9 protein-coding genes are annotated in these 12919 nt (G+C 67.8%); 7 read left to right on the plus strand and 2 right to left on the minus strand.

Annotation, left to right across the window (positions count from 1 at the left end; translation table 11 throughout):
- Positions 1–66: 66 nt before the first annotated feature.
- On the plus strand, positions 67–1143 hold the full coding sequence (locus tag FB600_RS34295) for a purine-nucleoside phosphorylase (protein ID WP_098151645.1): 1077 nt from the start codon (positions 67–69) through the stop codon (positions 1141–1143).
- Between the two features lie 325 nt (positions 1144–1468).
- On the opposite strand, the gene FB600_RS34300 is transcribed toward FB600_RS34295, so the two are convergent.
- The gene (locus tag FB600_RS34300; protein WP_036054544.1) at positions 1469–1777 is read right to left on the minus strand and encodes a DUF4148 domain-containing protein; all 309 of its coding nucleotides are present in this window, start codon (positions 1775–1777) and stop codon (positions 1469–1471) included.
- Between the two features lie 575 nt (positions 1778–2352).
- Between FB600_RS34300 and FB600_RS34305 the strand changes: the two genes are divergently transcribed.
- From FB600_RS34305 to FB600_RS34315, 3 genes are all read left to right on the plus strand, one after another.
- Complete coding sequence (locus FB600_RS34305) at positions 2353–3273, plus strand: dihydrodipicolinate synthase family protein (RefSeq protein ID WP_096752479.1); 921 nt, start codon at positions 2353–2355, stop codon at positions 3271–3273.
- Between the two features lie 268 nt (positions 3274–3541).
- Positions 3542–5104 (plus strand): APC family permease, encoded by a 1563-nt coding sequence (locus FB600_RS34310; protein WP_145758092.1) that lies wholly within the window; start codon positions 3542–3544, stop codon positions 5102–5104.
- Between the two features lie 167 nt (positions 5105–5271).
- Positions 5272–6294, plus strand: a complete 1023-nt coding sequence (locus tag FB600_RS34315; RefSeq protein WP_096752981.1) for an Ldh family oxidoreductase — start codon at positions 5272–5274, stop codon at positions 6292–6294.
- A 94-nt stretch (positions 6295–6388) separates the two neighbouring features.
- Here the strand turns inward: FB600_RS34315 and FB600_RS34320 are convergent, their stop codons facing one another.
- On the minus strand, positions 6389–7399 hold the full coding sequence (locus tag FB600_RS34320) for a LysR family transcriptional regulator (protein ID WP_013689313.1): 1011 nt from the start codon (positions 7397–7399) through the stop codon (positions 6389–6391).
- Between the two features lie 179 nt (positions 7400–7578).
- Here FB600_RS34320 and FB600_RS34325 point away from each other — a divergent pair, with 179 nt between their 5' ends.
- From FB600_RS34325 to FB600_RS34335, 3 genes are read left to right on the plus strand one after another with little or no spacing between them, the layout of a single operon-like run.
- Positions 7579–8424, plus strand: a complete 846-nt coding sequence (locus FB600_RS34325) for an alpha/beta hydrolase (RefSeq protein WP_036030631.1) — start codon at positions 7579–7581, stop codon at positions 8422–8424.
- A gap of 35 nt (positions 8425–8459) precedes the next feature.
- Complete coding sequence (locus FB600_RS34330) at positions 8460–9674, plus strand: efflux RND transporter periplasmic adaptor subunit (protein ID WP_098151646.1); 1215 nt, start codon at positions 8460–8462, stop codon at positions 9672–9674.
- Between the two features lie 50 nt (positions 9675–9724).
- Positions 9725–12910 (plus strand): efflux RND transporter permease subunit, encoded by a 3186-nt coding sequence (locus FB600_RS34335; protein WP_013689316.1) that lies wholly within the window; start codon positions 9725–9727, stop codon positions 12908–12910.
- Positions 12911–12919 lie beyond the last annotated feature (9 nt).

Genomic DNA, 12919 nt, shown 5'->3' on the forward strand with positions numbered 1-12919 from the left:
CCGGTGCGGTGCGCGCGCCTCGCATGTCGATAGCCGTTCTCACCACTCCATTCATAAGGAACGACGATGCTGACTCGCTCGATGATTTCCGCGGCCGTGTTCTCGCTGGCCGCCTGCGCCACGGTGCCTTCCGTCGCGCAGAACTCCGCCACCACCCAGGACGCGCAGGACGGCGCCGCCCACGCGGGCGGCACGCGCGCCCCCAAGGTGATGATCATCACCATGTTCGGGCCGGAAGGGCAGGCCTGGACCGATCGGATCGGCCCCTGGACGCCGGTCAAGGTGGAAGGCCTCTCGCCCGATTATCCGAACGTGCAGTGCAACCGCCAGGACGTCTGCGTGGTGACCACCGGCATGGGTTACGCGAACGCGGCGGCCACCATCATGGCGCTGAGCTTCTCGCCGAAGTTCGACCTGCGCCGCACCTACTTCCTCGTCTCGGGCATCGCCGGCGTCGATCCGGCCCAGGGCACGGTCGGCACGGCCGCCTGGTCGCATTACCTGGTCGACTTCAGCCTGCAATGGGAGCTCGACGCGCGCGAGATCCCGGCCGGCTGGAACACCGGTTATCTCGGCATCAATACCAAGAGCCCGAGCGACAAGCCGCCGCTCGACTACAAGACCGAGGTGTTCGAGCTGAATCCGAAGCTGACCGAGGCGGCCTATGCGCTGTCGCGCAACGTCACGCTGGCCGACAACGCGCAGGCCCAGGCCGCGCGCGCGAAGTTCGACGCGGCGCCGGCCAACCGGCCGCCGGCGGTGGTCCGCTGCGATACCTCGTCGGGCAATACCTGGTTCTCGGGCACGAAGCTCGGCGAGCGCGCGCGCCAGTGGACCAGGATCCTGACCGATGGCAAGGGTACGTACTGCATGACGGCCCAGGAAGACAACGCCACCTACGAGGCGCTCACGCGCGCGGCGGCCACCAGGCGGGTCGACCTCTCGCGCGTGGCGGTGCTGCGCACCGGCTCCGACTTCGATCGTCCGTACCCGGGCCAGACCAGCGTCGACAACCTGCTCAACTACGCGGACCAGGGCGGCTTCACGATCGCGACCGAGAACCTGTATCGCGCCGGCAATCCGCTGGTGCAGGACATCGTCACGCACTGGAACGAATGGCGCGACGGCGTGCCGGCACGCTGATCGCGGTGCTTCATCCGCGCTTGGCGCCTCGTTGAAAAGAATCGGGCCCAGCCTTCGCGCCTTCCCGAGGAGCGACGGCCGGGCCCGACGGGCACGAGGCGGTGAAACATCGACGGGCGGCCCGCGAAGGCCGCCCGTTTTTCATTGGCGTGTCACTTGCTCTCGTTGCCGCGCGGCTGCGCGCGGAACGGGATCCAGACCGGCGTGGTCTGGTCCCAGTGGTCGAGTTGCGACGGTTTCGGTTCGTTCGGGTTCATGATCGTGACCTCCTTCCGGTGACAGGGTTTGCCGGGGATGCGCGGCGCCTGGGCCGCGCGCGGCTGGTTTAGCGGTTGGCCGAGGCGAGTTCGCTCGACGGGGCACCCGATTCCGAATGGGCGGCGCGTTGTTGGGCGAGTTCGATGCCTTGCGGATACGAGGTGCTCTTGCGCAGCAGGGCCAGGGTGCCGTCGCGCTGGGCTTGGGCGAGTTCGGCGCGCACCTGGGCGCGGGTGAGCGGGGCTTGCGTGGTGTTCGCGTGCATGGCGGGCAGGTCGCCGTAGCTGCCTGCGCGGCCAATGCCGCCATCGGCAAAGGCGGAAGCGGCGGTGGCGGACAGCACGAGAGCGGCGGCGGTGAGGGCGAGGCGGTTCATGTTCAACTCCTTGGGGATTCGGGAGCGCTTCCGGTCCGGTTGCGCGATGGAGTGAAATTTAGGTGCGCGCGCAGCATCGATAAATAAGGCCGTCGCGAATTGAATTGTCGTCGTGCTGGAACAATCGATTTCCGCACTGCGAATAGGGTCAGGCAAAAGCCTTGTCCAGACTGGATTCTGGCGATTCCTGGCGAGCCGGCGCCGGCGGCCGTTTTCGAATTGATGCATTTGGAGCAATAGTGTGATGCTCCGAAGTCGACGATTCCATTGAGCGTGCTGCGTTGCAAAAATACATCGCATCCGAGAGGATCGTGCCCTCGAATGTGCGCCCGGCGCGGCCGCCGCAGGCGGTTTCCGGACGCGCGCCGTGTGTCCCGGCTGGTATCCGGTGCGCATGACGACCACTCGATACCGAACCGTCTCGCCCATTACGGGACAGCGCAGTCAGCCGATCGAAGGCATTGCCGGTTGTGCCGATTTCATCATCGTCGCCGGCAATTAGTCACAAGCCGCGAGGTTTTTGCGGGCGGATACTCGCTGCACCGATTCGACTTCCCCTTCGAGGAGACTGGAACATGACCCAATCCGCCAAGCACTGGAGCGGCGTATTCCCCGCCGTCAGCACGCAGTTCAAGCCCGATTTCTCGCTCGACCTCGAGGCCACGCATCGCGTGATGAGCCATCTCGTGAAGGACGGCGTGTCGGGGCTGGTGGTGTGCGGCACGGTGGGCGAGAACACCTCGATGACGGTGGCCGAGAAGATCTCGGTGATCGAGGCCGCGCGCGACGCCTCGGGCGGCCGCGTGCCGGTGATCGCCGGCGTGGCGGAATTCACCACCGAATTCGCCAGGCAGACCGTGCGCGCCGCGGCCAAGGCCGGCGTGGACGGCGTGATGGTGATGCCGGCGCTGGTCTACTCGGCCAAGACCCACGAGACGGCCGCGCATTTCCGCGCCGTCGCCACCAGCACCGACCTGCCGGTGATGGTCTACAACAATCCGCCGATCTACAAGAACGACGTCACGCCCGACGTGCTGATCGCGCTGCAGGATTGCGAAAACATCGTCTACTTCAAGGATTCCTCGGGCGATACGCGCCGCTTCATCGACATCCGCAACGCGGTCGGCGATCGCTTCGTGCTGTTCGCGGGCCTCGACGACGTGGTGGTCGAGAGCATCGCGGTGGGCGCCCAGGGCTGGGTGTCGGGCATGTCGAACGCGTTCCCGAAGGAAGGCGAGACGCTGTTCCGCCTGGCCATGCAGAAGCGCTTCGACGAGGCGCTCGCGCTGTATCGCTGGTTCATGCCGCTGCTGCACCTCGACGCGCGTCCCGACCTGGTCCAGTGCATCAAGCTGTGCGAGGAACTGCTGGGCCGCGGCAGCGCGATCACGCGTCCGCCGCGTCTCGCGCTCGAAGGCGAGGCGCTCGCGCATGTGAAGAAGATCGTCGCCGAGGCGCTCGCGAATCGCCCCGCGTTGCCCGACGTCGGCCTTTGAGCAGGACCTGAGCAGGACGGGGCGGCCCGCGCCGCGCGCGTGGCCCGCCTCGCCCGATCCGCCGCAGCCGGAACCGCTTCGACCGGCCGGGCCGCCACCCTGGCCCGGCTCTCTCCCTCCCGCGCCGCTTCGGCGCCCCGAGCACCGTGCGCATCGCCTGCGCGCGGCGCGGGCGTTCGTCCCTGCGTTTCGGTTGCGTGACCCGCCGTCCGGCGGGCGACGCGCCGGCGCGCACGACCGGACGGCCTACATGGCAGGAGACAGACAGATGGCACAAGGCAAATTCCAGCGGCAACTCTCGCTGACCGACCTGACCTTCATCGGGCTCGGCGCGATCTTCGGCTCGGGCTGGCTGTTCGCGGCCAGCCACGTGGCCAGCATCGCCGGGCCGGCCGGCATCTTCTCGTGGGTACTCGGCGGCTTCGCGGTGCTGCTGCTCGGCATCGTCTACTGCGAGCTCGGCGCCGCGCTGCCGCGCGCGGGCGGCGTGGTGCGCTACCCGGTGTTCTCGCACGGCCCGCTGCTCGGCTACCTGATGGGCTTCATCACGCTGATCGCGTTCTCCAGCCTGATCGCGATCGAGGTGGTGGCGGCGCGTCAGTACGCGGCCGCCTGGTTCCCGGCGCTCACCGTGCCTGGCTCGAACGCGCCGACCCCCCTCGGCTGGCTGCTGCAGTTCGCGCTGCTGTGCCTGTTCTTCCGGCTCAATTACTCGAGCGTGAAGACCTTCGCGACGGCCAACAACATCATCAGCCTGTTCAAGTTCGTGGTGCCGCTGGCGGTGATCGTGGTGCTGTTCGTGTTCTTCAAGCCGCGCAACCTGCAGGCGGCCGGCTTCGCGCCGTTCGGGCTGTCCGGCGTCGAGATGGCGGTGTCGGCGGGCGGGGTGATCTTCGCCTATCTCGGGCTCACGCCGATCATCTCGGTGGCCAGCGAGGTGCGCGATCCGCAGCGCACGATTCCCGTCGCGCTGATCCTCTCGGTGCTGCTCTCCACCCTGATCTACGTGCTGCTGCAACTGGCCTTCCTGGGCGGGATCCCGACCGACATGCTGGCCGGCGGCTGGGGCGGCATCGATCGCGCGTTCTCCTTGCCCTACCGCGATATCGCCACGGTGCTCGGGGTCGGCTGGCTGGCCTACATGGTGGTGGCCGACGCGATGATCTCGCCGAGCGGTTGCGGCAACATCTACATGAACGCGGCGCCGCGCGTGGTCTATGGCTGGGCCAAGACCGGCACCTTCTTCAGCGTCTTCACGCGCATCGACGAGGCCAGCGGAATCCCGCGCGCGGGGCTGTGGCTCACGCTCGCGCTCTCGGTGTTCTGGACCCTGCCGTTCCCTTCCTGGGACGTGCTGATCAACGTGGTGTCGGCGGCGCTGGTGCTCAGCTACGCGGTGGCGCCCGTCTCGGTGGCCGCGCTGCGCCGCACCGCGCCCGACCTGCCGCGGCCGTTTCGCGCCGGCGCCTTCGCCGTGCTGGGCCCGCTGTCCTTCATCGTCGCCGCGCTGATCGTCTACTGGTCGGGCTGGGGCACCGTCTCCTGGCTGCTCGGCCTGCAGATCCTGCTGTTCCTGGTCTACCTGGCCTGTCGCCGCTTCGTGCCGACCGAGCACATGAGCCTGGGCGAGCAGGTGCGTTCCTCGGCCTGGCTGATCGCGTTCTACGCGCTGATCATCCTCGCCTCCTACCTGGGCAGCTTCGGCGGGATCGGGGTGCTGGGCCACCCGGCCGATACGCTGGTGGTGGCGGCAATCGCGCTGCTGACCTACTACTGGGGCGCCGCCACCGGCGTGCCGGCCGCCAAGCTGCGGCTCGACAACGACGAGTGAGACGGGGGCCCGTGTTGATGCCCGCCGCGTTTCCCCTCTTGCCGCGTCGGCGTTTCCGGCCGTCGCGGCGCTTCTTTTTCGAGCGTGCCGTGGCACTGGCGCGCCGACAGTCCGCCGCGGCCGCCGCGGCACGCGAACAAGGCCGGCGCACGGCCTGGAGAGAGTCGATGAGTATTGCTGAGGAAGTGAGGTTGTCGCTCGACGAGGTCGACACGCTCGCGCGCCGGGTGCTGACGCGGCACGGCATGACCGAGCAGAACGCGCGCGCGATCGCCGCGGTGATCGTGCAGGGCCAGCGCGACGAATGCCATTCTCACGGGATCTATCGCCTGATCGTCTGCGTGCGCTCGCTGCGCACCGGGCGCGTCGATCCGCGCGCGGTGCCGAGCCTGCGCCGGCTGGCCGGCAGCGTGATCGAGGTCGACGCGCACGGCGGCTATTCGCTGCCGGCCTTCGAGCTGGGCTTGCCGGCGCTGGTCGAGGCGGCGCGCCAGCAGGGGTTGGCGGCGCTGAAGATCCGCCGCTGCTACCACTTCTCGGCGCTGTGGCCCGAGGTCGAGGCGATCGCCGCGCACGGGCTGGTCGGCATCGCGATGTGCCCGAGCCATGCCTGGGTTGCACCCGCCGGCGGCACGCGGCCGGTGTTCGGCACCAACCCGATCGCCTTCGCCTGGCCGCGCCCGGACGGGCAACTGCCCTATGTGTTCGACTTCGCGACCAGCGCCGTCGCGCGCGGCGAGATCGAGTTGCACGCGCGCCAGGACAAGCCGATTCCCGAGGACTGGGCGATCGACGAGCAGGGCCGCCCGACCACCGATGCGCACGCGGCGCTGCGCGGCGCGATGCGGACCTTCGGCGGCCACAAGGGCTCGGCGCTCTCGACCATGGTCGAGCTGATGGCGGGCGCGCTGATCGGCGACCTGACCAGCCCCGAGTCGCTCGACTACGACGGCGGCGCGGGCGCCTCGCCGTATCACGGCGAACTGCTGCTGGCCTTCGATCCGGCGGTGTTTGCCGGCGAGGCGCTGGAAGCCGGTCGCGCGAGCGGCGAGCGCGTGCTCGGCGAGATCGCCGCGCAGGGCGCGCGCCTGCCCTCGCAACGCCGCTTCGCGGCGCGCGAGCGCAGCATCGCGCAGGGCGTGAGGGTACCGCGTGCCTTGTATGAGGAAATCCTGGGCCTGCTCGACTGAGCGAGCGTGGCGCTGAAGAACGACGGGGCGGCCAGTTGGCCGCCCCGTTCGCTTTGAGGATCGACGCGCCGCCCGGCGGGCGGCGTTCAGGCGCTCAGGCCACCCATTCGGTGACCATCGGCGTATCGAGCACCGGCGCGCGCTCGGCTTCCTCGAAGGTGCGCTTGCTGCAGATGGTGTCGAGCGGCGGGCGACCCGAGCCGTTCAGCAGCGGGCAGCGGTCGAACACCTCGGCCACCCAGTCGACGAACACGCGCACCTTCGGCGACAGGTGGCGGCTGTGCGGATAGACCACCGAGATCGGCATCGGCAGCGGCTTGTAGCCGGTCAGCACTTCCTTGAGCTCGCCCGAGCGCAGTTGCGGCAGCACCATGAACAGCGGCGGCTGGATCAGGCCGAAGCCCTCGATACCGCAGGTCACATAGGCGTCAGCATCGTTGACCGAGACCACGCTCTCCATCTTGACCTCCACCTCCTGGCCGTCGATCAGGAAGGCCCAGTCGATGTTGCGGCCGGTGCGGCTCGAAAAATAATTGACCGCGCGATGATCGGCCAGGTCGTCGATCGAGCGCGGCTCGCCGTAGCGTTCCAGGTAGGCCCGCGAGGCCACCGTCACGCCCTCGAACAGGCCGACGCGCCGTGCCACCAGCGAGGAATCCTGCAGCGCGCCGACCCGGATCACGCAGTCGACGCCTTCCTGCAGCAGGTCGACGGGGCGGTCCGACAGGCCGAGCTGGAGGTCGATGTCGGGGTAGCGATCGCGGAATTCGTTGAGCGCCGGGATCACCACCAGCCGGCCCAGCGAACCCGGCATGTCGACCCGCAGCTTGCCGTGCGGCTTGCGGTTGTTGATCTGGAAGCTGGCCTCGGTTTCCTCGACCTCGGCCAGGATCCGCACGCAGCGCTCGTAGTAGGCGGCGCCGTCGGGCGTGAGCGAGAGCCGGCGCGTGGTCCGGTGCATCAGGCGCACGCCGAGGAACGCTTCGAGGTTCTGAATGATCGTCGTGACGGACGCGCGCGGCAGGCTCAGCGTCTCCGCGGCCTTCGTGAAGCTGTTCGTATCGACGACGCGGGTGAAGACCTGCATCGCTTGAAGACGGTCCATCGCTACCTCCGGTACTGTTCGGCCCCGATCGGCCGGTCTGGAGCGGCTTTTGGGCAGCTCCGGGCGCCGATTGTTCGAGGCCCCTGAATTGTGTTGCCGGATTATAGGCATTTATCCTGATGTCTGCCGGACCCAGAATGCGCTCCATCTCGCAATGGACGCGCCTTGGCGCCTGACTCATGGATGCATCCGGTTTTCGCAATCTGCTGAATTCCGCTCCGGCCGCGCCGGAGCTGGCGGGCACCTCGCTCGCGGTCTCCGATGTCGAAATCGAAGGGCATGCCCAGGACATCGTATTGCGCCTTTATCGGCGCCCCGACAAGACCGGATTGCCAGTAGTGCTTTATTTCCACGGCGGCGGTTTCGTCCGTGGTTCGCTCGCGGACGCGGACTTCGCTTCGCGTTTCATCGCCGAGCGACTGCCGGCGCTGGTGGTCTCGGTCGATTATTCGCTGGCCCCGAAACATCCGTTTCCGGCCGCGCCCGAGGACGCCTATCGCGCGGTGCGCTGGGTCGAGACCCGGGCGCGCGCGTTCGGCGGCAATCCGCGCAAGATCGCGGTGGCAGGCCACGACGCGGGCGGCCAGATCGCCAACTGCCTGGCCTTCATCGCGCGCGATCGCGGCGAGATCTCGATCGCCGCGCAGGCGCTGTTCGGGCCGATGCTCGATCCGAGCATGACGCGCATGGGCGACGAACGCCAGCTCGGCTCCGACATCACGGTCAAGGAATGCGCCGCCTGCTATCGCGCCTACCTGCCCCAGCCGGCGCAGCGCATGCACCCTTATGCGGCACCGCTCGAATCGGCGCGCCTGGCGCGGCTGCCGGCCACCCTGATCGCGACCGCGCAGAACGACGTGCTGCACGTCGAGGCCGAGAAGTACGCCGCCCGCCTGATCGAGGCCGGCGTGCTCACCCAGGTGATTCGTTATCCCGACGTCACGCACGCGGAGCTGGGCAGTTACGCCCCCGCGCTGCAGGAGGCCGTGCGCTTCCTGACCTGCCGTTTCCAGGCGCAGACCTGAGCCGTTTACCTATTCCAACGCAACCGGAGATCTTCATGTCCATCCTACGTACTCCCCGCTCCCGCATCGCGGCAGCCGCGTTGGCGGTCGTTGTCGCCGTCGGCGGCGGCGCGTTCGGCGTGATCCGCGCCAGCGCCAGTGCCCCCCAGAACGCCGCGCCGCCGCTGCAGGAAGTCGACGTCGCGAACGTGCTGTCCAAGACCATCACCGACTGGCAGACCTACTCGGGCCGCCTCGAGGCGATCGAGCGCGTCGACGTGCGCCCGCTGGTGTCGGGCACCATCGTCTCGGTCAACTTCAAGGACGGCGCCCTGGTCAAGAAGGGCGACGTGCTGTTCGTGATCGACCCGCGCCCGTACCAGGCCGAGGTCGATCGCACGGCCGCGCAACTGGCCGCCGCGCAGGCGCGCGACGGCTATGCGCAGACCGACTGGCAGCGCGCGCAGCGCCTGATCGGCGACAACGCGATCGCCAAGCGCGATTACGACGAGAAGCAGAACGCCGCGCGCGAATCGGCGGCCAACGTGAAGGCCGCCGCCGCCGCGCTGGAGGCAGCAAAGATCAACCTGGGCTACACGCGCATCGTCGCGCCGTTTACCGGCCGCGCCTCGCGCGCCGAGATCACGCTGGGTAACGTGGTGTCGGCCGGCGCCTCGGCCGCGCCGTTGACCACGCTGGTCTCGGTGTCGCCGATCTACGCCTCGTTCGACGCCGACGAGCAGACCTACCTGCGCTACATCGGCAACCAGCGCGACGGCCGCAAGGTGCCGGTCGACCTGGGCCTGGCCAACGAAAGCGGTTATTCGCGCAACGGCGTGATCGACTCGGTCGACAACCGGCTCGATACCTCGTCGGGCACGATCCGCGTGCGGGCTCGCTTCGACAACGCCGACGGCACCCTGGTGCCGGGCCTCTATGCGCGCGTCAAGGTCGACGGCAGCGCCCCGCATCCGGCCCTGCTGGTGGACGACGCGGCGATCAATACCGACCAGGACAAGAAGTTCGTGTTCGTGGTCGACGCCCAGGGGAAGGTGGCCTATCGCGAGGTGCAGATCGGCTCGCTGCACGGCAACCAGCGCGTGATCGCCGGCGGCCTGCAGGCGAGCGACCGGGTGGTGGTCAACGGCACGCAGCGCGTGCGCCCGGGCGAACAGGTGAAGGTCCACATGGTGCCGATGACGGGCGGCGACGACGCGGCGGCTCCGGTCGCGGCGGCCTCGCAGCCCGCCGCCGGCAGCGCGTCGTCCTGATGGCCGTTTGAGAAAACGGCCCACTCGCGCATAACCAGAAAGAGCTTTTCATGAACATATCCAAATTCTTCATCGATCGTCCGATCTTTGCAGGAGTCCTATCCGTCCTGATCCTGCTGGGCGGCGTGATCGCGATGTTCATGCTGCCGATTTCCGAATATCCGGAAGTCGTGCCGCCGTCGGTGATCGTCAAGGCGCAATACCCGGGTGCCAACCCGAAGGTGATCGCCGAGACCGTCGCTTCGCCGATCGAGGAACAGATCAACGGCGTCGAGGACATGCTGTACATGCAGTCGCAGGCCAACAGCGACGGCAACGTGACCATCACGGTCACCTTCAAGCTCGGCACCGATCCGGACAAGGCCACCCAGCTGGTGCAGAACCGCGTGAACCAGGCGCTGCCGCGCCTGCCCGAGGACGTGCAGCGCCTCGGTATCACCACGGTCAAGAGCTCGCCGACGCTGACCATGGTGGTGCACCTGATCTCGCCGGACAACCGCTACGACATGACCTACCTGCGCAACTACGCGCTGATCAACGTCAAGGACCGCCTGTCGCGGATCCAGGGCGTGGGCCAGGTGCAGCTGTGGGGCGCGGGCGACTACGCGATGCGCGTCTGGCTCGATCCGCAGAAGGTGGCCGAGCGCAACCTGACCGCCGACGACGTGGTGCGCGCGATCCGCGAGCAGAACGTGCAGGTGGCCGCCGGCGTGATCGGCGCCTCGCCGTCGATCCCGGGCACGCCGCTGCAGTTGTCGGTCAACGCGCGCGGCCGCCTGCAGACCGAGGAGGAGTTCGGCAACATCGTTGTGAAGACGGCGCCGGACGGCGCGGTCACGCGCCTGCGCGACCTCGGCCGGATCGACCTCGATGCGTCCGAATACGGGCTGCGCTCGCTGCTGGACAACCAGCCGGCGGTGGCGATGGCGATCAACCAGTCGCCGGGCGCGAACTCGCTGCAGATCTCGGACCAGGTCCGCGCGACCATGAAGGAACTGCAGGCCGACATGCCCAAGGGCGTGGAATACCGGATCGTCTACGATCCGACGCAGTTCGTGCGTTCCTCGATCAAGGCCGTGGTGCATACCCTGCTCGAGGCGATCGCGCTGGTGGTGATCGTGGTGATCGTGTTCCTGCAGACCTGGCGTGCCTCGATCATCCCGCTGATCGCGGTGCCGGTGTCGATCATCGGTACCTTCTCGCTGCTGCTGATGTTCGGCTACTCGATCAACGCGCTGTCGCTCTTCGGCATGGTGCTGGCGATCGGGATCGTGGTGGATGACGCGATCGTGGTGGTGGAGAACGTCGAGCGCAACATCGAGAGCGGGCTGTCCGCGCGCGAAGCCACCTACAAGGCGATGCGCGAGGTCAGCGGGCCGATCATCGCGATCGCGCTGACCCTGGTGGCCGTGTTCGTGCCGCTGGCCTTCATGTCGGGCCTGACCGGCCAGTTCTACAAGCAGTTCGCGATGACCATCGCGATCTCGACGGTGATCTCGGCTTTCAACTCGCTGACGCTCTCGCCGGCGCTCTCGGCGATCCTGCTGAAGGGCCATGACGAGAAGCCCGACTGGCTCACGCGCGTGATGAACCGGCTGTTCGGCGGCTTCTTCCGCGGCTTCAACAAGGTGTTCCATCGCGGCGCGGAGAACTACGGCCGCGGCGTGCGCGGCGTGCTGTCGAGGAAGTCGCTGATGCTCGGCATCTACGTGGTGCTGCTCGGCGCCACGGTGCTGATGGGCAAGCTGGTGCCCGGCGGTTTCGTGCCGGCGCAGGACAAGGAATATCTGATCGCGTTCGCGCAGTTGCCCAACGGCGCCTCGCTCGATCGCACCGAGAAGGTGATCCGCCAGATGAGTTCGATCGCGCTGAAGCAGCCGGGCGTGGAAAGCGCGGTGGCGTTCCCGGGCCTGTCGGTGAACGGCTTCACCAACAGCTCGAGCGCCGGCATCGTGTTCGTCACGCTCAAGCCGTTCGACCATCGTCATGGCAAGGCGCTGTCGGCCGGCGCCATCGCGGGCGCGCTGAACCAGCAGTACGCGGGCATCAAGGATTCGTTCGTCGCCGTGTTCCCGCCGCCGCCGGTGCTCGGGCTCGGCACGCTGGGCGGCTTCAAGATGCAGGTCGAGGATCGCGGCGCGGTGGGCTACGCGCGGCTGGCCGATGCGACGCAGGACTTCATCAAGCGCGCGCAGCAGGCGCCGGAGCTGGGTCCGCTGTTCACCAGCTACCAGATCAACGTGCCGCAGCTCAATGTCGACCTCGATCGCACCAAGGCCAAGCAGCTCGGCGTGAACGTGACCGACGTGTTCGACACCATGCAGATCTACCTCGGTTCGCTCTACGTGAACGACTTCAACCGCTTCGGCCGCGTCTACCAGGTTCGCGTGCAGGCCGATGCGCCGTTCCGCCAGAAGCCCGACGATATCGGCCTGCTGAAGACGCGCAACGCGAACGGCGAGATGGTGCCGCTGTCCTCGCTGGTCACCGTGACGCCGACCTTCGGGCCGGAAATGGTGGTGCGCTACAACGGCTACACGGCGGCCGACGTGAACGGCGGCCCGGCGCCCGGCTATTCGTCGGGGCAGGCGCAGGCGGCGGTCGAGCGGATCGCGGCGCAGGTGTTCCCGCGCGGCGTGAAGTTCGAATGGACCGACCTGACCTACCAGCAGATCCTGGCGGGCAACGCGGGCCTCTTGATCTTCCCGATCAGCGTGCTGCTGGTGTTCCTGGTGCTGGCCGCGCTGTATGAAAGCCTGACGCTGCCGCTGGCGGTGATCCTGATCGTGCCGATGAGCATTCTGTCTGCGCTCACGGGCGTGTGGCTCACGCAGGGCGACAACAACATCTTCACGCAGATCGGCCTGATGGTGCTGGTGGGGCTGTCCGCGAAGAACGCGATCCTGATCGTCGAGTTCGCCCGCGAGCTCGAGCACGACGGACGCACGCCTTTCCAGGCCGCCGTCGAGGCGAGCCGGCTGCGCTTGCGCCCGATCCTGATGACCTCGATCGCCTTCATCATGGGCGTGGTGCCGCTGGTGCTGTCCTCGGGTGCCGGTGCCGAGATGCGGCATGCGATGGGCGTCGCGGTGTTCTTCGGCATGCTCGGCGTCACGCTGTTCGGGCTGATGCTCACGCCGGTGTTCTATGTGGTGCTGCGTACGCTGGCGGGTGGCAAGATCCACGTCGCGCAGAAGGATACGCCGCGGTATGACGTATCGGCCGCGGATGCTTGAGGACTCGAT

It is taken from the genome of Burkholderia sp. SJZ089 (assembly GCF_007828315.1).
Classification (GTDB): domain Bacteria; phylum Pseudomonadota; class Gammaproteobacteria; order Burkholderiales; family Burkholderiaceae; genus Burkholderia; species Burkholderia gladioli.